Genomic DNA, 22,273 nt, shown 5'->3' with positions numbered 1-22,273 from the left:
CTCTTATTGGTATCGACCAAAATCTTCGTCACGTTGTTATACATATCGCGCATAGTATCGATATACATTCTGTCGCGTGTAACTTGTGGCGCCTTGGAGTATTCAACCAAAATCTGTTTAAAGCGCGCTGCATCGCCCTCAGCGGTAGCAACGACACGCGCCTTATAACCTTCGGCCTCCTGGATTAAACGTGCTGCAGTACCTTTTGCTCGAGGAATAATATCGTTAGCATAGGCCTGCCCTTCGCTCTTTAAGCGCTCTTGGTCCTGGCCTGCTTTTACTGCATCATCAAATGCAGCTTGCACTTGTTCTGGCGGCTGCACGTTTTGTACGGTGACGCTAGTAACGTAGATGCCAGCCTTATAACTATCCAAAATTTTCTGAATGGAATTCGCAAGATCAATGCCGATTTTTTCACGACCTTCATAAAGGACTGTATCCATCTTGCTGCGAGCCACAATCTCCCGCACTGCTGTTTCGGCTGCCTGAATCACAGCAGCATCTGGATCACGGTTATTGAATAAATAATCGGTAGGATCTTTTAAGCGATATTGGACGGCGAAACGAACATCAATAATGTTTTCATCTTCGGTCAACATCGAAGAGTCTTTTTGGTTGGTCGCTTTAATTAAGACAGGTCGCCCCACCTCTACAGAGCGAACTCCCGAGAGGTTGACCGTTTCTTCCGACTGAATCGGCCATGGCATGCGCCAGTTAATACCTGGCTTAGCGGTGTAGTCGTACTTACCAAAAGTGAGCACCACACCTGCCTGACCTTCTTGAATGATGAAAAAACCACTGCAAATCCAAATAAATACAAAAATCCCAAGCGCAACTAACGGGCCACTCTTTGAGCTAAAGGGATTAGTGAAATTCAAATTGGGTCCAGTTGGCCCACCTCCATTACCGCGTTGAGATGGCGGAGGAATATCAGTGCCACTAGGTTTATTGGCGGTAGAGCCAAAATTGGATCCGGGCTTTTTCTTGCCGCCGAAAATACCTGCTATACGATCATTGAAATCACGCCACAACTCATCCAAATCAGGCGGACCATCTGGCTGCTTGTTGGGTTGCTTGCTGGGTTCTTGTTGCGATGGATTATTAGATGGATTTTGTTCAGGATCAACTTTTGGAGTCTGATCGTTTCCCTGCCCATCCTTGGCATCTTTTGAACCATTGTTGTGGCTATTACCCCAACCTGGGTCATTCACCGAAAACAGCTCTAAAAATTTACGCATCGTTTGCAAGGTAACTACGGTTAGAAAGCGGGTTAAATTCGGATGACTCTGGTCGCTCTGGTAAGGGCGCCAAAAACTCGTCCGGAGCCAATTGGGTTTTGGCTCGATTTTGTTCGTTTCTCATTTTATCAGTCATTTGAGAGCATTCGGCTAGGGTCTGCCTGAGCAAATCAAGGCCTAAGCCAGTCTGGGCAGAAAGGAAAATTTGACTCGGAAAACCTAGGCTATCCCGCTCCAAAACAGCCCCTTTTGTAAAGGTTTGAGGCATCAAATCGATCTTATTCATCACCTCAATACGGGGTATATCGTCAGCCCCTATCTCCTCCAATACCGCCTCCACTTCAGCCTTTTGTTCCCGAGCAACAGGACTGCAGGCATCGATAACATGCAAGATCAGATCCGCATGAATGGTTTCGTCTAAGGTTGCCCTAAAGGCCTCGACCAACTGGTGAGGAAGCTCGCGAATAAATCCTACTGTGTCAGACACCACAATGGAGCCGACTCCATCTAAATGCACTTTTCTTGAGGTGGTATCTAAAGTGGCAAACAACTGATCGGCCGCATAAGTTCCTGCCTTGGTCAGTGCATTAAATAAAGTGGATTTTCCCGCATTCGTATATCCAACTAAAGATACAGAAAAAACATCTTTACGATTGCGCGCCCTTCTTTGCGTCCTTTGCTGTCGCTGCAATTTTTCTAACTCATTTTCAAGACGCTTTGCCTTGGTCGCCAACATCCGGCGATCCAACTCCATCTGCGTCTCGCCAGGACCACCACGTACACCAATACCACCACGTTGACGCTCTAAGTGACTCCAGGCGCGCACCAAGCGAGACATACGGTAACGTACTTGTGCTAACTCAACCTGAGTCTTACCAATATGACTTTGAGCTCTTTGGCTAAAGATATCCAAGATCAAACCCGTGCGGTCCATCACGTGGCGCCCTATATGGCGCTCTAGATTGCGCTGTTGGGTGGGCGATAAAGGGTGATTAAAAATCGCTAATTCAGCATCATGCTCTTCCATCACCCGCTTGAGTTCATTTGCTTTGCCTGAACCAATGAATAAAGCGGGATCTGTTCTTCCCTTACGGGCTATCACGCTGGCGGCAGGTATGGATCCAGCACTGTCAGCCAAAAGACTGAGCTCAGCCATACTATCTGCGAAATCTTCGCGCCCTGTATCTACACCAACTAAGACAGCGCGCGCCGCATCGATACCCGTTTTATACAGAGCTACCTTCTTCTATTCGGAAATCAATTGCGCGCGCCGGCACAATTGTAGAAATCGCATGTTTGTAGACCATCTGTGTCACGGTATTGCGCAACAAAACAACGTATTGATCAAATGATTCAATATTGCCTTGCAACTTAATTCCATTGACAAGATAAATGGAAACAGGAATATGCTCTTTGCGCAGCGCATTGAGAAATGGATCCTGTAGTAATTGAATTTTGTTGTTAGCGCTCATACTGCTCCTTCATTTTTTTACTTATTTATTGTTGTACTTATTTACTTTTTGGAGTCTTGCTTTTCACTAAATATAGCTTAAAAAAACCGTGTTTACAGCGTTCTATATTGGGATTTCCTCGATAAAATCAAGTCCTTACAAAACCCTGCAGCTAAAGCTTAGCGCAATCTAGCGCTTTTTGCCCTTTTTCCCTTTATCTGCATCCACATAGGGGTTTTTGGCTGTATTCATTTGAATACGCAACGGTGTGCCACGCAACTTGAAAACATCTCTAAAACGGCCTTCTAGGTAGCGCTTATAGCTATCCGTTACGCCACTTAAAGAGGTGCCATGGATCACAACGATAGGAGGATTCATGCCCCCTTGGTGGGCATAACGCAATTTCGGACGGCCCATGCCGACGCGTTTTGGCTGCTGATGCTCTACTGCTTCTTGCAAAATACGCGTCAAACGTGGCGTCGGCAGTTTCGCCATTGCAGCAGCATAGGCTGCATCAACATCCTTAAATAATTCTTTTAAGCCAGTACCTTTTTTTGCAGAGATAGGGTGAACGTTGGCAAAATCTAAAAAACGGAGTTTTTGCGCAATCTCTAAACGAGCTCGCTCTTTGACATAGGCATCAATACCATCCCACTTATTCACAGCAACAACAAGGGCACGTCCCGCTTCCACAATAAACCCTGCGATGTGCGCATCTTGCTCAGAAATATCTTGCTGCGCATCGAGCATCAGAATGACCACATTGCAATCGGCAATGGCTTGCAAAGTTTTGACGACTGAGAATTTCTCAATTGCTTCGAATACTTTTCCACGTCGGCGAAGACCCGCAGTATCGACCAAGATGTACGGCTTGCCATTGCGCTCAAAAGGTACCTCGATAGCATCACGTGTAGTGCCCGGCATATCAAACGCAATCACGCGCTCTTCACCAATTAATTTATTAATTAAAGTGGACTTACCTACGTTTGGTCGCCCTACTACCGCAATTTTCATTGGGCGATTTGGATCGTTAGCCAACTCCTCTTCATCTGGCTCTGCAATACCCAACGAATCTAAAGCATCGTCAATCAGTCCGCGTACACCATCACCATGCGCTGACGAGATCGGAAATGGCTCCCCTAAACCGAGCTCATGAAAATCCGCGGTCACTACACCCGCTTGCATCCCCTCAGTTTTGTTGACCGCCAAAATGACTGGCCTGCCAGATTTGCGCAAGAAATCCGCGATCACTCGATCCTGAGGTGCCAGACCAAGACGACCATCTACTAAAAAGATCACAATGTCTGATTCAGCGACAGCTTGTTTTGTTTGCTTAGCCATTTCGGCAACGATGCCGGTTTTGGCAACAGGTTCAAAACCACCGGTATCGACACAAATAAACGCGCGCTCTCCAATACGGCCTTTGCCGTAGTGCCGGTCCCGCGTTAAACCAGAGAAATCGGCCACCAAAGCATCACGAGAACGTGTGAGGCGGTTAAATAAGGTGGACTTCCCTACGTTAGGGCGTCCGACGATAGTGATGACTGGATTCATTTTGGCCTATAAGCGGCGACTTTTCCACCTTGAGATTGAATCAAGATGAGACCATCGGTAGCAATCGGAGCAGCAGAGATGCGACTACTGTCATGACGAATACGGGCAACTAATTCACCATTCGCTTGCGAGAATGCGTGTACATAGCCTTCTGCATCACCCATCAGCAATACTCTTCCAATGGCAAGAGGTTCACCCACATCACGAAAGAGCAGTTGCGTATTTTCCCAGACCTGACTGCCATCCTTTGTTGCAAATGCTGTGACATATGAGCGTTCATTGGCAGAGAAAACCAAATCTTTACTTTGAGAAGTGCCGGTATAACTTGAGTAATCCTTGAACCACAAAAGGTTACCCGTGCGAGCCTGTCCGCAACCAATGCGACCTTGGTATGAAACGGCACACAAAATATCACCTTCCATACTAGGTTTAGCAGTCACATCATTTAGACGTTCAATCTCAGAAAACCCTTTTGGGAAGGACACGGGTGTTTCCCAAATTAATCCACCATTGGCAATGGCAATCATGCCAAAACGACCACCCGCAAAACCTGTCACGATGACTTCATTATTAATGGGTAACATGCCATAACCTACTCGCAAAGACAGAGCAGATTGCTGACGTTGGTAAGTCCATTTGCGCGCTCCAGTTTGAGCATCCAAACCTATAAAGCGATTATCTAAAGCACGAATGACTACTACTCCAGCAGCAACCACTGGTTCACTTAAGACTTCACTACCAACACTGACATTCCAAATGGGTTTCCCGGTATCGTCAAACGCATACACCATACCTTTGGTGCTCACAGCAACCGTTGTTCGACCATCAGATCCGGGGCCAATGGCCAAACGCTCTGGCACTGACACTTCCCACAAGGTCTTGCCAGACATGAGATCAATTTTTACTAGGTTGCCACGATGGGATGCGGCATAAACTGCGTCACCAGCAACTACAGGATGAAAATTAAAGGATTCTGATGCGCCAACATTGACAGTCCAAACAGGTTGCAAATCAAATTGATTGGCTACTGGAGTCAATTCAGCAGGTTTGCGTACACGCGAGCTCCCTGAGCAGGCAACCAAGGCAATAGTCGCAACTCCTAAGATGAATACATGAGAAAGTCGGCGCATTACGCAACTCACTGAATCAATCACTGGGTGGTACCTCCTACAGCATCTAACTTCACTTTCAAGAGACGGCGCGCCTCATCTGGCAACTCTTTTACTTGTGATAATTTTTTCCAGGCATTTTGGTAGCTCACACGCGCTTGTTCGATGTTCTTTTGCGCCAAGTACCAATCACCACGACGCTCAAGCCAGAGGGCCTCGTAACCCGTAATGGGTTTTTCTTTCAATATCTGATCGGCCTCAGCAAAATCTTTCTCCGCTCCTTGCTCTATTAATTGAGAGATGAGGCGGACCTTTGCCAAACCAAGATAACCATCATTAGAAGCATTCTTTGCGGCCCAACGCAAGTAATCTAATGCTTTAGCACTATTACCTGCATCCGATGCTATACGAGCAGCAATTAAACTTGACATCGGCGCATACGCAGTACGAGCAAAGTTTTTTTGCAAATCATCGGCAGCGCGAAGCGTTTGGTCTCTATCACCCTTAGCAATGGCACTCACCATCGTTTCATACAGTTTGGCAGCTTCTTGCGCCTGATTATTGAGCCACCATTGATAACCACTGTAGGCGGCATATGCAAACAAAGCAGCAGTCACAACACCAGTAATGAGGTTGCGGTATTTTTGCCAAAACGCTTTGAGTTGGTCTAATTGTTCTTGTTCTTCTAAATCTAAAGGCATTTCAATCCAAGCTTTTTATCTATTCAATATATGCTGGTTATCTACAATACCCAGCGCAACACTTCTGTATTCTATTCGGTGGCGCCCACCATCGCATCAATTACCGCTTCCACCACCCCATCTACTGGTATGGACTTTTGCTCACCAGTATCCCTGAGATCTTTCAAGCCAGCCTCATTTTTAGCCAATTCATCGGGGCCAATAATCACAGCAAAGGCTGCACCACTGGCATCGGCCTTCTTCATTTGTGACTTAAAGCTCGCAGATTGACCATCTGGAGGGCAAAAAAGGATGGTGTCTAAGCCGGCGCTACGTAGACGCTCAGCAATAATCGTCGCGGCCGTCAGAGTTTCGCCGCCCTGATGTAAAACAAATACATCACAAAGTGCTTGAGCCTGCGGTAAGGATCCAGAAACCTTCATGAGCTCTAGCACGCGCTCCATACCCATAGCCCAACCACAAGCTGGCGCAGCTTTACCGCCCATCCGCTCAATCAATGGATCGTAACGACCACCGCCTGCAATCGTGCCTTGCGCACCAAGTTCATCGGTTACCCATTCAAATACCGTCAAGTTGTAGTAATCCAAACCTCGTACTAATCGCGGATTGATTTTGCAAGGAATATTGTTTGCTTTTAATAAATTCATTACTGCATTGAAATGCCCTAAGGATTCTTCGCCAAGAAAATCTAATAACTTAGGTGCCCCTTCAATCAATGCTTGCATCTGTGGATTCTTAGAATCCAAAATGCGCAATGGATTGGTCAGTAAGCGACGCTGCGAATCTTCATCCAACTGCGCTTGATGATTCTCAAAGTAAGCCACCAAGGCAGCACGATGCTCTGCGCGCTCATGCGCTTGTCCTAAGGAATTGATTTCCAGTCGCACGCCTTTTAAACCTAACTCATCCCATAAACGCTGACCCATCAAAATGATTTCGGCGTCAATATCAGGCCCTGCAAACCCAAGGGCCTCAATACCAAATTGGTGAAATTGGCGATAGCGGCCTCGCTGAGGACGCTCATGACGAAACATAGGGCCGGTGTACCAAAGACGCTTAGGACCTTCGTAGAGCAAATTATTTTCTATGACGGAGCGCACCAATGCTGCAGTTCCTTCAGGGCGCAAAGTGAGCTGCTCACCGTTTAAGCGATCCTCAAAAGAATACATTTCTTTTTCGACAATATCGGTAACCTCACCTATGCCCCGCTGAAAGACTGCTGTTGCCTCCACAATAGGCGTTCTCAAAAATTCATAGCCATAAGCACGTGTTAAATCGCGCAGAACATGCTCAAGATGGGCCCACTGATAAGCATCTGCTGGCAGCAAATCATTCATACCTCGGATGCCATTGATCTTTTGGACTTTGTTTTGAGATTTTTGCTCTTTGCTTTGTTCGGTCATGATGAATTGGTTGTTTTACTTATAAGGTTCGGCTAGATCTTGGGCGCGTAATGTTGTTGCACGTACTCATCCACAATGACCTGAAACTCCTGCGCAATATTGTCGCCACGCAAGGTCTTCACTTTAACGCCATCTACAAACACAGGGGCTGCAGGAGTCTCGCCAGTTCCTGGCAACGAAATACCGATATTGGCATGCTTACTTTCGCCTGGACCATTAACAATGCACCCCATTACTGCCACATTCATATTCTCAACCCCAGGGTGCGTTTTCTTCCAAATGGGCATCTGTTGACGCAAATATGACTGAATATTGGCAGCCAGCTCTTGAAAAGTCGTGCTCGTAGTTCTGCCACAACCAGGACATGCAATCACCATAGGCGTGAAGTTACGTAATCCCATGGTCTGCAATATTTCTTGCGCCACAATCACTTCATTTTCGCGCGGCGCACCTGGATCTGGCGTTAATGAGACGCGGATCGTATCTCCAATACCTTCTTGGAGCAAGATACCCATCGCCGCAGTAGAGGAAACAATCCCTTTACTACCCATTCCAGCTTCTGTTAACCCTAAGTGCAAGGGAAAATCTGCGCGACGCGATAGGTCACGATATACCGCGATCAAATCTTGCACATTACTGACCTTGCATGAGAGCACAATCTGATTTGGATTCATGCCAAGCTCAATCGCTTTTTCAGCGGATTGCAATGCTGACTGAATCAAAGCCTCAATCATGACTTCTTGTGCTGTTTTTGGAATTGGTAATGCCGCGTTGCTATCCATGATGGATGCCAAAAGATCTTGATCGAGACTGCCCCAATTCACACCAATCCGAATAGGCTTGTCATATTTACAGGCAGCTTCAATCATCTGCGCAAATTGTGGATCGCGCTTGGCGCCCTTTCCCACATTACCTGGATTGATGCGGTACTTAGAGAGCGCTTTTGCACACTCTGGATAATCATTTAATAAGGTGTGGCCGTTGTAATGAAAGTCGCCGATCAATGGCACCAACACATCCATCTTGTCTAATTGCTCGCGAATATAAGGAACCGCAGCAGCTGCCTCAGGTGTATTGACAGTAATGCGCACCATTTCTGAACCAGCACGAGCAAGCTCTTTTACTTGTATAGCGGTGCCCACAGCATCAGCAGTATCCGTGTTTGTCATAGATTGGACACGCACCGGAGCATCGCCACCCACAGTAATGATGTTCGATTGCCAAACAACTCGTGCTTGCCGAGTTGCTCGCTTAGGAGCTGGGCCTAATGGTAACGGTGGTAAAGATGAATGAGAGTTCATGAGACAAATAGTTAATTTAACTTTTTCAGCCACTCTACTGGCTGCTCGGCAGTTGTGGTTTCAATTTCCGCTTTATGAACAGCGCGCTCACGCACCCTTGTGCGATCAACCACATCACCTGCTAACTGACCGCAGGCCGCAGCAATATCATCACCGCGTGTTTTGCGCACTGTCGCAACCATGCCTGCATCTAGCAAAATGCTGGCAAAAGCATTGACTCTTTGAGGGGGTGAACGCTTCAGACCAGATTCTGGGAAGGGATTAAACGGAATCAAATTGATTTTGCATTTGATATTTTTAAGAAGACGTACTAATTCTTTCGCTTGAATATCCGAATCATTAACGCCATCAAGCATGCAGTATTCAAAGGTCAAAAAGTCTCTTGGCGCAAAAGGAAGATAGCGCTCACAAGCGTCGAGCAATTCACGCAAGGGGTATTTTTGATTTAACGGCACCAATTGATCGCGCAAGGCATCGTTTGGCGCATGCAAAGATACTGCAAGCGCCACTGGGCAGTCTTGCGCTAAGCGATCCATCATGGGGACTACACCTGATGTTGATACTGTGACACGACGACGGGACAAACCATACGCCCTGTCATCAAGCATGAGGCGCAACGCCGAAACGACATTGTCATAGTTAAGCAATGGCTCACCCATGCCCATCATCACTACGTTAGAAATCACTCGACCTGTATGCTCCCAGCCAGGCGTTGGATATTTTTCAATACGGCGCACCGCTTCAGGGTCATTGCGCAAAAGATGCTCAGCAAACCACAACTGGCCAATGATTTCACCGGAGGTGAGGTTGCGCGAGAAACCTTGATGCCCTGTGGAACAAAAACGGCAATTGACAGCGCATCCTGCTTGAGAAGAAATACACAAGGTGCCACGATCATCCTCTGGAATGTAGACCGATTCCACGGCATTGCCTGCCCCCACGTCCAATAGCCACTTGCGTGTGCCGTCTTGAGCGTGCTCATCTTTAATCACAGGGAGGGTGAGCACTTGGGCTTTATCGAGCAATGTCGCTCGAAAGCTCTTGGCTAAATCACTCATGTCGTTGATATTGGATACACCGCGTTGGTGTATCCACTGCATGAGTTGTTTTGCCCTAAAGGGCTTTTCATTTAACCCCGCGACATACGCCGCCATCTGGTCAGCGTCAAAATCTAAGAGATTTACGCGCGGGGATGTCAATGCGCCTACTTACAAATCAATAGGTTTAATTAACGATTGAAAACATTCATGCCTGGGAAGAAGAAAGCAACTTCCACAGCAGCTGTTTCAGGAGCATCAGACCCATGCACAGCATTTGCGTCAATGCTGTCAGCAAAATCAGCACGAATCGTACCTTTTTCTGCTTTCTTAGGATCAGTTGCACCCATCAAATCGCGGTTTTTTGCAATAGCGCCTTCGCCTTGCAAAACTTGAATCATGACTGGACCAGAAATCATGAAGCTCACCAAATCTTTAAAGAAAGGGCGTTCTTTATGAACAGCGTAGAACTGCTCTGCTTCAGATTGTGAAAGATGCGCCATTTTGGACGCGACAATCTTCAAACCAGCAGATTCAAAACGGTCATAGATTTTGCCGATGACGTTTTTAGCGACAGCATCAGGTTTGATAATAGAGAGGGTGCGTTCAATTGCCATTCAAGACTCCAAAAGTGATTTCAAAGGTATTGGTTGAGCCAGGCAAAACCAACCCCCGCTCAACGACCCCCGAATTATACATTGCCTGACCGTATTTACCCCTATATCTGTAGGGCTAAGCCCTTGAATTTACAAGGCATAGACCCCGGTTTTGTAGGACTTTGGGTGGGGCACTTGAAATTCACACGATTTGTCTATACTTAAAAGCATCAGCCCTATATGGGCTCATAACAATACTGAAAAAGGAGTCAATATGAGTGATCTGAACTCTTACGGCTTTGGCCAAACCGGCTCAATTAGTACCATCCAAGTACGCAACCGCGTGCTGCGTAACACCTATGCACTGCTAGCACTCTCCATGGTGCCTACAGTAATCGGTGCTTGGTTAGGCGTTGCAATGGGCCTGAACCTCTTTGCAGAGAGTCCATTCATGGGCTTTATTGTCTTTATGGCAGTAGCCTTTGGTTTCTTCTGGGCCATCGAAAAAAATAAAGAGACTGGCGTTGGCGTTCTTCTGCTACTCGGTTTTACTTTCTTCATGGGCATTATGTTGTCCCGTTTAGTAGGTTTTACACTCAATAGCTACAGTAACGGCGCTGCTCTGATCATGCTGTCCTTCGGCGGTACGGCTGCTATCTTTGCCACCATGGCTACGATTGCAACAGTGAGCAAGAGTGATTTTGCTGGAATGGGCAAATGGTTGATGGTGGGCGTCTTGCTTCTCATCGTTGCCTCTCTCGCAAACATCTGGCTCCAATTGCCAGCCTTGATGTTGACTGTGATGGTTCTAGCAATTGCCATCTTCTCAGCCTTCATTTTGGTTGATGTGCAAAGAGTTGTTCACGGCGGTGAGACCAACTACATCATGGCTACATTGGCAATTTACTTAGATGTCTATAACGTCTTCACCAATTTGCTCGCCCTCTTGGGTATCTTTGGTGGTAACCGTGACTAACTGAGTCAAAGACCTTGCGCAAATATTTGTGCGATGTCCTCTTCAGGCGCCTGCGGGCGCCTTTTTCTTTGCTGCCGTTTTCACTACGTGATTAAACCGCAACGAACATGCTAACTGCATAAGACAGTGCAATCAGAATCAACACGATTGCAAAACTATCTGAGGCTTTCATGATGTACTCCTGTTAGTGAATTGGGTTGTAGTGGGTAAGTCATTTACCCCTACGATTCCAATCTACTATTGAGCACCAGCTTCTAAGAGGGCACCTGCACCGTATTTAAGCCATCTGCACCCATCAATGCACCAGATTGGCGCAAAATCAACGCACAAAGACAGCCATAGACTCTACATGCGAGGTGTGAGGAAACATGTTCACGATGCCAGCTCCCTCAAGGGTGTAGCCCGCTTGATGACATAGGATGTCAGCGTCTCTGGCTAAGGTTTTGGGATTGCACGAGACATACACAATGCGCTCAGGCAACAAATCGCTCTTTTGTAAATCCAGCTGCGCTAATGCTTTGCAGATCTCCATTGCCCCTTCACGAGGTGGATCCATTAACCAACGCTGTGCCCTTCCCCAGGATGCAATCGTTTCAGGAGTGACCTCAAATAGATTGCTTTGCATAAAACTCACCTTGTTAGAGAGTCCATTGTGCTTCGCATTAGCTTTGGCTCTTTCAGTCAGGGTGGCTAATCCTTCGATCCCCAATACTTGGGCAGCCTTACGCGCTAAAGGTAAAGTGAAATTGCCAATACCGCAAAATAAATCTAGCACACGGTCTGTTGGGCGAACTTCTAATAAGCGTACCGCCCTACTAACCAAAGAACGATTCATCAAATGGTTGACCTGCGTGAAATCAGCAGGTTTGAATGGCATCTCAATTTCAAATTCTGGCAAACGGTAGCAAAGCTTGCCAGTCTCTGGATAAAAAGGCGCAACACTCTCAATCCCTTTTGGTTGTAGCCATATCCACACTCGATGTTGATCCGCAAATGCACGCATCACATTCTCGTCAGCCGCCGTTAGTGGTTGCAAGTTACGAAACACTAGCGCAGTCACCGGTGTATTTTTCTGTGGATCATCTGAGCCAGGCTCCTCCGGCTCGCCCACGGCTATTTCAATTTGCGGCATGCGATCAACAATGGATAAACCCATCACCAACTTACGCAGCTCTGGTAACAGATCGGAGACATGTTTAGGCAATATCTCGCAGGCCAACATATCAGCAACATACCCGCTCTTGCCCTCATGAAAACCAATGAGGACGGTGCCTTTTTTAATGGAACGATTTACTGCACTCAGGCGCGCTCGATGTCGATACTCCCAAGTGGGCCCACCCATGGGTCGTAAAATTTCCTGAGGCTGTACTTTAGCGATGTGCTGTAAATCATCCTCTAAGACGCGCTGCTTCATTGCTACTTGCGCCCGAATATCGAGATGCTGCATAGAGCATCCACCACAAACTCCAAAAGCTGCGCATTTTGGCTCCGCTCTAAAGACTGCTGGTTTTAGAATCTCGCGCACCTTGGCTTTGCTAAAGCGGGCCTTATCACTCGTGATGGTGTAAGTCACTTGTTCTGTTGGCAAAGCCCCTTTGATAAAAATCACTTTGCCGCTTTGACCTTCAGATATCTCCTCTTCACTCGGAGCTAAGCGGGCAATCCCTTGGGCATCTAGATCCAGCGCTTGCACTTCTATAGGCTCAGTCACTTCAATGTTGACTGGCTTATCCCCTCTACGCATCCTCAGAAAAACCTTGCAGATATTCTTGCCATTGACTGCCGTTCGGCTCTTTTGCTTCTTTGGCCAAATAGGCTTTCACGAAACGGATTTCTTCTTGATATTCCTCCAAGGAAAATCCACCACGTAGTAACTGAAAACGGCAATACATGAGGTAGGTATTTACCACATCGGTTTCACAATAGCGCCGGATATCATTAATCTTGCCATCGAGATAAGCGGGCCATACTTGACTGCCATCCATACCCATCTTGCCAGGAAAGCCACACAATTTGGCCAATCCATCTAAGGGAGCATTTGCCCTGCCGTTGTATTTTGCCAATAGATCCATCAAATCGAGGTGGCGCATATGGTAACGGCCAATGTAGTTATTCCATTTAAAGTCACGACTGTCGGCTTCTTTACTCTCACCCATCTCCCAGTAACGCGGCGCCTGAATATGATTGGCAAGAGCGCGATAGTGAAGCACAGGAAGATCAAAACCGCTACCATTCCAAGAGACTAGTTGTGGCGTGTACTTCTCAATCAAATCAAAAAACGCCTGAATGAGCACTTTCTCATCATCCTCTGGCGTTCCTAAGGTTCCTACTTTAATTTGTGGCAAACCTTCTTTTGTTGTTCTGCGAATCACACAGGAAATCGCACAGATTTTTTGCAGATAGAGTGGTAAAAATTCGCTGCCCGTTTTCTCAGCGCGCTCTGCCATCGCCTTAGCGGCCACTTCAGCATCCGACATGGAGCTTGGATAATCTTCTAAGCGACGCAGACCCGCCACATCGGGAATGGTTTCAATATCAAAAACAAGAACGGTGGCCATGCCCATACCCTATGGTGGGTTTTACTGCAGATACGGCGTTGGATTTACTGGCTTGCCATTCACGCGCAGCTCAAAATGCAGTTTTGGTGAATTGGTGTCGGTATCACCCATCTCAGCAATTCTTTGACCCTTGCGCACGCTGTCACCCTCTTTTACCAAGAGTTTGCTGTTATGTGCATATGCTGTCAGATAGGTATTGTCATGCTTGATGATGACGAGATTGCCATAACCACGCAGACTATTGCCGGCATAAACAACTTTGCCGTCGGCTGCTGCTAAAACCGGTTCACCAACCTTGCCAGCAATATCTATACCTTTGTTGGTTTCGTTAAATTCGGTAGTTACTTTTCCTTTTGCCGGCCAAGACAAGCGAATGCCAGGCTCTGCTACTAACTCAGGTTTAGCAGTCTCTACAGGCGCTGGTGTATCTGCTTTGTCTACTAGGGAAGATTTCTTTTCTACTGGCTTGGCCGCCTTAGCGCTTGCAGGAGGTCTTACCAAAACCAAATCACCTATTTCAATCACATTGGGATTAAAGCTAGGGTTTTCTGCTTTATTCCATTGCGCCACATCACGTGGTGCCTGACCATGATCTAAGGCAATACGCGCCAAGGTATCGCCTTTTTTAACGCGATAGTATCCCGGTGGCGCTGGCTCATAAACAGTAGACCCACCTGAACGATCGGTCACGCTGGCTGGTTTTGTCCGCGGAGAAGAACATCCAGCGATACACACCATGAGTATGGTTACGACTGCAATCAGTGCACTTTTAGATAAATGGTTCATGAATAGGAATGGGGAGCGAATGTTCATACTACCCCTGATTGTAAGGGGACAAAAAAGACCTCGTCCAGGACGGTTCTTTGGTAGCGTTGAGAGCTCATTCTTTCAACCATGACCAATTGCTGCTCTTTCTCGTTCTTGGCAACAGGCGCCACCAAGCGACCCCCTATAGCCAACTGATCAAGTAAAGCATCCGGAATACCCAATCCAGCTGCCGCGAGAATAATGCCATCAAACGGAGCTGCTTGAGGCAACCCTAGGATGCCATCACCATAGATGAGACGTAAATTATTAATCCGAAATGGGCGCAACTTTGCTCTTGCCATATCGTGTAGGGGACGAATACGCTCGATTGAGTAAACCTCATCTGCTAACAAACTCAACACAGCTGCTTGATATCCACAACCCGTGCCAATCTCCAACACCTTCCCTAAAGAGTGTTTCGGTTTGTGCAATAACTCGATCATGCGCGCCACCACTGATGGCTTTGAAATGGTTTGCTCATGCCCAATCGGTAGTGCTGTATCTTCATACGCTTGTGCATGCAGCCCTGCATCCATAAATGCATGACGCGGTACAGTGGCAATGGCTTCTAACGTTTTGCCATGCTTCACACCACTAGCATGCACCTTGCCTGCTAGCGCCTGACGATAGGCAGCAAAACGCTCAGTGGGTGCCTTCAACCGCGATCCCACCCATTGGCACGCATTGCAGCCAAGCGTGCGTGATGACTTAAATCGAGTTGCATGGGCGTAATCGAGATACATCCCTCATCAATCGCATGAAAATCGGTACCCTCAGAGTTGTCTTTGACATTACCTGCCGCGCCAATCCAATAAATCTTGTCGCCACGCGGGCTGTCTTGCACCACGACTGGTTGTGAATGATGGCGATTACCCAAACGAGTAACACGCCAGCGATATAAGTCAGCATAAGGACGATTTGGAATATTCACATTGAGCAAAGTCGCTATGCCATCAGTATGATTTTTGCTCAAACTTGAGACCAGCATCTGCGCCACGATGTCATGCGCCGCCTTCGCCGCATCTTCAACACGATTCCAGCCGCGATCGATTTGGGAAAAAGCAATACCAGGAACCCCAAACATCACACCCTCAATAGCTGCAGCTACGGTACCGGAATACAAAACATCCTCACCCATATTCTCGCCTTGATTAATACCCGAAATCACCAAGTCAGGTTTTTCATCTAAAAATCCCGTCATAGCTACGTGTACACAATCGGTTGGCGTTCCGTTAATAAAGAAAAATCCATCCCGCTCCCCATCGGCAACTCGATGGATCGAGAGTGGTCTTGAAAGAGTAAGTGAGTTTGAAGCACCACTATGATTCTGCTCTGGCGCAATCACAGTGACACGCCCCAAGGGACGCACTGCATTGACCAATGCCAAAATACCAGGCGCCAAATAACCATCATCGTTTGATACCAAAATGTGCGGTTGACGATTACTCATGAATTCATTTTTCCTGGATATTGATCTACTTAGTTAAATATGACTAGGTTTAGCTTGGTTTAATTCACGGCCTCTAAACCAACCATAAATCACGGGCAATACTAAAAGTGTTAGCACGGTAGTAGTCACCATTCCGCCCACGATCACCAAAGCCAATGGGCGTTGTGCCTCAGAACCGATCGAATGGGACAAGGCAGCAGGCAACAATCCCAAGCCAGAAAGCGCAGCGGTCATCAATACAGGACGTACACGTAAAGAGGCGCCCTCAACCATGATGTCCTTCATTTGACCATGCTCAGTTGCAGCGGTTTTATTAATAAAGGATATGAGAATCACACCATCTTGAATGGCAATACCAAAGAGCGATAAGAAGCCAAAGAATGCGGAGATACTTAATGTCTCCCCCGCCAAATGCAATGCAATGACTCCACCAATCGCTGCAAATGGCACATTGATCATGACAATAAATGCGTCTCTAAAATTACCAAATGCGCTGACCAATAGCAAAAAGATGCCCATTAATGCTAAGGGCACGATGACCATGAGTTTCTTTTGCGCCTGCTTCATTTGATTGAACTGACCGTCCCAACTAATGGAATAGTTAGGCGGCAATGTAATGTTTTTCTCAACCAAGAATTGTGCATCTTCCACCGCACTACCTAAGTCGCGATTACGCACGCTAAATTTGATCGCAATATAGCGTTTACCGGCTTCGCGATAAATAAAGAATGGGCCATCAGTTAGCTGTACGTCAGCCACCATAGCAAGTGGCACTTTTTTGCCATCGGGCGAATCTACTAATAGACTTTGTATGTCAGCCACATCATTACGACTTCCTTCGTTTAGGCGGACTGCTATACCAAAGGTTTTTTCGTCTTCCAGTAAGTTGGTAACAGCCGCGCCACCAATCGCATTTGCTACAACCGTTTGGATATCGTTCACATTAATGTTGTAGCGGGATGCGCGCTCGCGATCAATCTGGATATTGAGAGTAGGTTGACCGAGTTCTTTCAAAATTCCCTCATCCGCAACGCCGCGTACTTTTTGTAATTGCGCAATGACTTCGTGCGCCTTTTGATCTAACACTTCTAAATCCGTACCGTAAATCTTGACGGAATTCTCACCTTTCACGCCAGAGAGAGCCTCGTTAACGTTATCTTGAATATATTGCGAGAAGCTATAGGTGACACCTGGAATCTTATTGAGTTCTGCTTCAAGATGTGCAATCAAGTCCTTCTTGGACGATCCTCGCGGCATATTCTCTGGACTCTTTAAATAGAGGCCATACTCTTGGTTAAACACTCCGGTTGAATCGGTTCCATCATCTGGGCGACCAATTTGCGCAGCAACTTTTTCAATCTCAGGCTGCTTCATAAAAGTTTCACGCAATTGATTGGCGATCTTGACTGAATAATCCAAATCCACCGTATTGGGCAGTGTGACCCGCAACCAAATATTGTTCTCTTCCAATGTAGGTAAGAATGCAGTACCTAAGCGAGTCATGCTGAGTAAAGTCAAACCCAAGACAAAGACAGCGACTGAAAATACAGTTAACGGACGATCCATCCATCTTCTCAGTAATGGCTTATAACTTTCCAAAATCTTGGTAATAAATGACGGTGGTTTGTGATGCAGATGCTCGCCAAAGACCAAAGAGATCATGGCGGGCAAGAATGTCAAACTAAGCACCATGGCAGCAATCAACGCAAAGCCCATCGTAAAAGCCATCGGCTTAAAGATAATCCCCTCTACACCGCCCATAAAGAACAATGGAGAATAGGCAACAATGATGATGCCCGTGGAATAGACCATCGCGCGTTGCACCTCACTCGTTGCCAAGATGATGCTCTGATTTAAGCGCTTACCACCCTCTTCTAAGTGACGCATGACGTTCTCCGTCAATATCACTGCTGAATCCACAATGACGCCAAAGTCAATGGCGCCCAATGAAATTAAATTGGCTGGCACACTCCATAAATGCATCTGAATAAATGAGACGCATAAAGCCAAGGGGATCACGGCGGCAACTACTGCTGCCGCGCGAATGTTGCCCAAGAAGAAAAACAGCACTGCCAATACCAAAGAGATACCAAAGAACAGAGTGTGCTTTACGGTGCCAATCGTAATATCGAGCAGCACCTGACGATCATAGAAGGGCTTGACCTCGATGCCAGGGGGCAAAACATGTTTGTTAATATTTTCGACGGTATTACGTACGCGCGCCAATACCTCGGTAGCATTCTCGCCGCGACGTAAATACACAATACCTTCAACAGAGTCAGGGTTGTCATTAAATTGGAACATGCCCAGACGTGGAGCGTTACCAATGCGGACTGTCGCCACATCTCCGATCCGAATGGGCACGCCATTATTGTTAGCAATAACCACTTGTTTAATGTCTTCAATATTTTTTAGAAGACCTACTCCACGGACCACAAACTGTTGTTCACCGCTAGGCAATAATCCACCACCGGTATTGCTATTCGCATTAGTGAGCGCCAGAATTAACTCATTAATGGAGACGCCTTTCGCTTGCAAGCTCTCTGGACTCACAATCACTTGATATTGGCGCACTTTGCCGCCAAAAGAAGATACGTCTGCTACACCAGGAGTTTGCTTAAGCTCTTTGTATATCTCATAGTTCTGTAGCGTTTTCAGCAATTCAGAAGAGGCGTAATCTGAGCGCACTTCATACCGCATGATCTCGCCAGTGGCGTCAGAATCAGGACTAATACTCGATGTCACCCCTGGCGGAAAACTCACGTTTTGTAAGTTGGCAATAAATATCTGACGCGCTTTAAAAGGATCTGCCGACTCATTGAACTTGAGCGTGACCACTGATAATCCAAAAAGCGATACAGAACGGAACGCCTGTAAGCCCGGAATACCTGCAAGAGCATTCTCCACAGGAATGGTGACTTGTTGCTCCACCTCGGTAGTACTTCTGCCTGGCCATTGCGAAATGGCTTGAATCGTCAAAGGAGCCACCCCAGGATAAGGCTGAATGGGCAACTTGCTTAAGCTGAGCATACCCAAACCCAAAAGCACAATGGAAGCAAAAATCACGAGCACGCGCTTCTCAACTACCCCCCGAATGAAGGAGTTAAAGGCGCTCACTTAGTCCTCCTGCTTGGCAAAGCGATCATTGAGCAACACTGCTCCCTCTGCCAAAATGGTTGAACCAGGCTCAACACCCTCAGTAATGGCAAACATTTTGCTATTGAGGTCGTACCCTTTGACTGGCAAGCGTCGATAGACATCCTCACCAATTTTGATAATGACATAGCGCATTTCACGAATGCGCACCACTGCAGTTTGCGGAACGACAATGGCATCAGCCATACCGGTTGTCAATTTTGCCGATGCGAACATGTCTGGACGCAATAAGTCATCCGTATTTTCAATATCCGCACGAATCAACAATGCACGGGTTTGAGGATCAATCGTCGGGGCGACATAATTGGCATAAGCAACAAACTCTTTGTCTGGATACGCTTCAACATGGAGCACCATTTTTTGTCCCAGCTTGACATACCGGAAGTCCTGCTCAAAAACATTGCCCAAGAACCAAAGCTGCTTAGGATCGGCTAAGGTCGCTATGACATCACCTGAATTTAAAGCAGCTCCTGGCTCAACATTACGTTTAACCACAACACCTTTGAGTGGAGAACGCATGATCAAATTATTGGTCGTTTTACCCGTGGTCTCAATATTCTTAATGTCACCATCACTAGCGCCCAAATTTCTCATACGATGAGCAGCTGCTTCTTGTGTGATCTTGGCATCTCCCAATAAATCACGCATAGTGGTACTCACTTCTAGAGCTTTCACCATCTTGGATGACAACAAATATTCTTGCTGAGCAGAAATATATTCGGGGCTGTAGAGCTCTACCACGGGTGATCCCACATTCACCTCGGCGCCATCGAAAGCGTAAATACGCTCTACCCTGCCTGGCGCACGGGCTGACAACACTTTAGAACGCTCAGCATTAAACGCCAAGCGGCCAGGAAGCTTGATTTCAACTGGGACCTGCACTTTTTCTGCATTCTGGAATACATAAATCTCAGGATTGAGTTTCACGCCCTGAAGCTTGAGCTCCAATATGCCACTTTTAGCAACTTTGAGTGCTTTATCTGATGCCTCGATTTTGACGACGCGATTGACATTGGTAATGCGACCGACCACGATGCCAAATGACAAAATCGCAAATGCATAGGCAACCAAGCGGATACGATGGCGATTTTGTGGGCTAAGGTTCCAATACAAACCTCCTACACTTACAAGAACAATTTGCAAGCGGTGGCCGCCAAAATGCATCACTTTATGAATCACTGGCGATGCCTTAGCAGCAAAGGCTTTTAACAGAGTAAGAATTCGATCCTTCAAAACCGCTCCTTAAAAAGGTTCTTTACCAGCAGTCACGAGTAATGCGGCTTGTGCCTGCAATAAATTACTCTCAGCTTGTGCAAGTTGTAACTCAAGATTGCGCAATTGATTTTGCGCAATCAATAAATCATTAAAGCCCTGCCCTTTATTGGAATACTGAATCAATCCAATCCGATAAGCAGCATCCGCTTGGGGCACCTGACGGTCTCTCAAAAACTGCGCCTGATTTCTGGCTTGCTCATAAACAGCGTAAGCGCTATTGACTGCAAAAGCAATTTGTTGGCGCGTTGAAATCGTGCCTGCTTCTGCTGCAGCTTGCGCGCGGCGGGCCTGCTCTACGCCATATTTTTCTTTGGTAAAGAAATACAGCGGAATAATGATGTCAAACTCAAATTGATAAAACAAAGCGCCATTGTTGGCAGAAAAAGGTCCGCGTGGCGTATAGGATGAGCCAATTACCTGAAAGTCAGGCAAATAACCTTTCATCGCTAAATCCACCCCTTTACGCGCCGCTTCGAGATTCAATGCTGAGCTTTTGAGAGATGGGTGATTGGATTCCGCATAGTCTTCCAATTCTATGAGGCTAGGAATTCCCTTCATCGCCTGACTTGAATTGCCGCGTAGTACTAATTGCTCACGGGAATGTCGTCCAATTAAAGTATTAATGTTATTTAGCGAAACTCGAAGCTGACGTTCAACATTAAATTGGTCTGCCTGTGCGGCGCTTTGAGACACTTGTGCATTGAGATATTCAACATAAGCTGCGGTGTTATTTGCATAACGCGCTTTTGCGACATTTTTAATCATCTCTAGGCGCATCACGGATTCTTTGAGCACGGTCAGCTGCTTTTGCGCTGCTAGCGCGCTGTAATACAAGCTTGACAATTGGGCGCCTAATTGCAAATACGTAGATTCAGCTTGAGCAAGCAACCCTTCTGCATTGGTATTCGCTATTTCCGAGGCGAGACTTTTCTTTCCAGGAAATTTAAAGGGTTGTGCGAAAGAAATCGCATTATTACTACTGATGCCTTGTGGGTATTGCGCTGTGGGGGCATTTGCACCACCCAAGGCAAATGGCGAGTTCACCGGCATACCAGACCAAACTAAACCAACCTGCGGATTATCGGGTGCAGCAATTTGAGGAACTGTCGCTTTGGCAGACAGATAGGATTCACGCAAAGAGGCTAGCTGTGGATTATTGAGTTTGAGCTCATTCCACAATTGCCGCAGATCCATCTCTACAGACCCAGATGCAGCAGCCTTGACATAATGCTTAGGTGTATCTGCTTTTGTGACGGGCGCAAATAATTCAGATGCCTTGCTTGACGGGTTTTGCGCAACTTCCTGCGCGCTTAATTGCGCGCCAATTGAAGGCGGAGCGCTTAATGAAACATCATTTGTTTGAACAACAACACTCGCTGAAGGCGTAGTGTTTTGAGCTGGCTGCGCAATCACAGAAAAAGCAAAAGAAGCAAAGACAAAAAGGAAGATCCCTTTTAAGAAATTGGTTTTGCTAATTTTGCTTGTGCCGGAGATAAACAAAAGCGGCCGCCTCTAATCCAATAATGCTGTTTTTATAGCCCCAAATAGCATTTTTTATGTAATTAACGCCTTTTACAGGGGGTTTTCACGATTATAGGGGAGAAAAGGCAAATGTCTAATAAATAGCATTCCCTATCTCATTGATTCTAAAGACAATAATC

Annotated in this window: 18 protein-coding genes and 1 pseudogene; 1 reads left to right on the top strand and 18 read right to left on the bottom strand. The window is 46.7% G+C overall.

Features of this window, described 5'->3' with window-relative positions; translation table 11 throughout:
• The 10 genes from hflK to ndk form a co-directional block, all read right to left on the bottom strand.
• Positions 1-1,238, bottom strand: a 1,238-nt coding sequence (hflK, locus tag KIH43_RS04920; RefSeq protein WP_297718338.1) for an FtsH protease activity modulator HflK, incomplete at its 3' end; no start/stop codon positions are given.
• The gene (gene hflX, locus KIH43_RS04915) at positions 1,231-2,472 is read right to left on the bottom strand and encodes a GTPase HflX (protein WP_297718342.1); all 1,242 of its coding nucleotides are present in this window, start codon (positions 2,470-2,472) and stop codon (positions 1,231-1,233) included. The genes hflK and hflX, both read right to left, overlap by 8 nt.
• On the bottom strand, positions 2,465-2,710 hold the full coding sequence (hfq, locus tag KIH43_RS04910) for an RNA chaperone Hfq (protein ID WP_296968879.1): 246 nt from the start codon (positions 2,708-2,710) through the stop codon (positions 2,465-2,467). The genes hflX and hfq overlap by 8 nt, the downstream gene beginning before the upstream one ends.
• 168 nt (positions 2,711-2,878) lie before the next feature.
• Positions 2,879-4,243, bottom strand: a complete 1,365-nt coding sequence (gene der, locus KIH43_RS04905) for a ribosome biogenesis GTPase Der (RefSeq protein WP_296968881.1) — start codon at positions 4,241-4,243, stop codon at positions 2,879-2,881.
• Positions 4,240-5,397 (bottom strand): outer membrane protein assembly factor BamB, encoded by a 1,158-nt coding sequence (gene bamB / locus KIH43_RS04900; protein WP_297718334.1) that lies wholly within the window; start codon positions 5,395-5,397, stop codon positions 4,240-4,242. Before bamB ends, der begins: the two co-directional genes overlap by 4 nt.
• Complete coding sequence (locus KIH43_RS04895) at positions 5,394-6,053, bottom strand: tetratricopeptide repeat protein (RefSeq protein ID WP_297718332.1); 660 nt, start codon at positions 6,051-6,053, stop codon at positions 5,394-5,396. The genes bamB and KIH43_RS04895 overlap by 4 nt, the downstream gene beginning before the upstream one ends.
• 71 nt (positions 6,054-6,124) lie before the next feature.
• Positions 6,125-7,456, bottom strand: coding sequence for a histidine--tRNA ligase (gene hisS / locus KIH43_RS04890; RefSeq protein WP_296968887.1), 1,332 nt, complete (start codon positions 7,454-7,456; stop codon positions 6,125-6,127).
• 32 nt (positions 7,457-7,488) lie between these two features.
• Entirely contained in the window at positions 7,489-8,757 is a 1,269-nt protein-coding gene (gene ispG / locus KIH43_RS04885; RefSeq protein ID WP_296968889.1) for a flavodoxin-dependent (E)-4-hydroxy-3-methylbut-2-enyl-diphosphate synthase, read from the bottom strand.
• 11 nt (positions 8,758-8,768) lie between these two features.
• Positions 8,769-9,956, bottom strand: a complete 1,188-nt coding sequence (gene rlmN / locus KIH43_RS04880; RefSeq protein ID WP_297718330.1) for a 23S rRNA (adenine(2503)-C(2))-methyltransferase RlmN — start codon at positions 9,954-9,956, stop codon at positions 8,769-8,771.
• Positions 9,957-9,985: 29 nt separating this feature from the next.
• On the bottom strand, positions 9,986-10,411 hold the full coding sequence (ndk, locus tag KIH43_RS04875) for a nucleoside-diphosphate kinase (protein ID WP_215315522.1): 426 nt from the start codon (positions 10,409-10,411) through the stop codon (positions 9,986-9,988).
• Between the two features lie 253 nt (positions 10,412-10,664).
• Between ndk and KIH43_RS04870 the strand changes: the two genes are divergently transcribed.
• The gene (locus KIH43_RS04870; protein ID WP_297718327.1) at positions 10,665-11,366 is read left to right on the top strand and encodes a Bax inhibitor-1 family protein; all 702 of its coding nucleotides are present in this window, start codon (positions 10,665-10,667) and stop codon (positions 11,364-11,366) included.
• 319 nt (positions 11,367-11,685) lie between these two features.
• On the opposite strand, the gene rlmD is transcribed toward KIH43_RS04870, so the two are convergent.
• The 8 genes and pseudogenes from rlmD to KIH43_RS04830 all read right to left on the bottom strand — a co-directional run bounded on the left by rlmD (position 11,686) and on the right by KIH43_RS04830 (position 22,112).
• A complete protein-coding gene (gene rlmD, locus KIH43_RS04865; protein ID WP_297718324.1) occupies positions 11,686-13,110 on the bottom strand; it encodes a 23S rRNA (uracil(1939)-C(5))-methyltransferase RlmD in 1,425 nt (474 codons plus the stop codon).
• Positions 13,103-13,924 (bottom strand): 3'-5' exonuclease, encoded by an 822-nt coding sequence (locus KIH43_RS04860; RefSeq protein ID WP_296968901.1) that lies wholly within the window; start codon positions 13,922-13,924, stop codon positions 13,103-13,105. The genes rlmD and KIH43_RS04860 overlap by 8 nt, the downstream gene beginning before the upstream one ends.
• Before the next feature lie 21 nt (positions 13,925-13,945).
• On the bottom strand, positions 13,946-14,737 hold the full coding sequence (locus KIH43_RS04855) for a peptidoglycan DD-metalloendopeptidase family protein (RefSeq protein ID WP_296968904.1): 792 nt from the start codon (positions 14,735-14,737) through the stop codon (positions 13,946-13,948).
• A pseudogene (locus KIH43_RS04850) lies at positions 14,734-15,357 on the bottom strand (protein-L-isoaspartate(D-aspartate) O-methyltransferase); the annotation flags it as partial. The gene KIH43_RS04855 and the pseudogene KIH43_RS04850, both read right to left, overlap by 4 nt.
• Before the next feature lie 29 nt (positions 15,358-15,386).
• Complete coding sequence (gene surE, locus KIH43_RS04845; RefSeq protein WP_297718320.1) at positions 15,387-16,181, bottom strand: 5'/3'-nucleotidase SurE; 795 nt, start codon at positions 16,179-16,181, stop codon at positions 15,387-15,389.
• A gap of 33 nt (positions 16,182-16,214) precedes the next feature.
• A complete protein-coding gene (locus KIH43_RS04840) occupies positions 16,215-19,298 on the bottom strand; it encodes a CusA/CzcA family heavy metal efflux RND transporter (protein WP_297718316.1) in 3,084 nt (1,027 codons plus the stop codon).
• A complete protein-coding gene (locus tag KIH43_RS04835; protein ID WP_297718313.1) occupies positions 19,299-20,570 on the bottom strand; it encodes an efflux RND transporter periplasmic adaptor subunit in 1,272 nt (423 codons plus the stop codon). It lies immediately after the preceding gene.
• A 9-nt stretch (positions 20,571-20,579) separates the two neighbouring features.
• Positions 20,580-22,112, bottom strand: coding sequence for a TolC family protein (locus tag KIH43_RS04830; RefSeq protein WP_297718309.1), 1,533 nt, complete (start codon positions 22,110-22,112; stop codon positions 20,580-20,582).
• Between the last annotated feature and the right edge of the window lie 161 nt (positions 22,113-22,273).

Origin of the sequence: Polynucleobacter sp. (genome assembly GCF_018500155.2) — a bacterium.
Taxonomy (GTDB): domain Bacteria; phylum Pseudomonadota; class Gammaproteobacteria; order Burkholderiales; family Burkholderiaceae; genus Polynucleobacter.
Note: the sequence above shows the minus strand (reverse complement) of the source record. Positions and strands in the feature narration are given on the sequence as shown.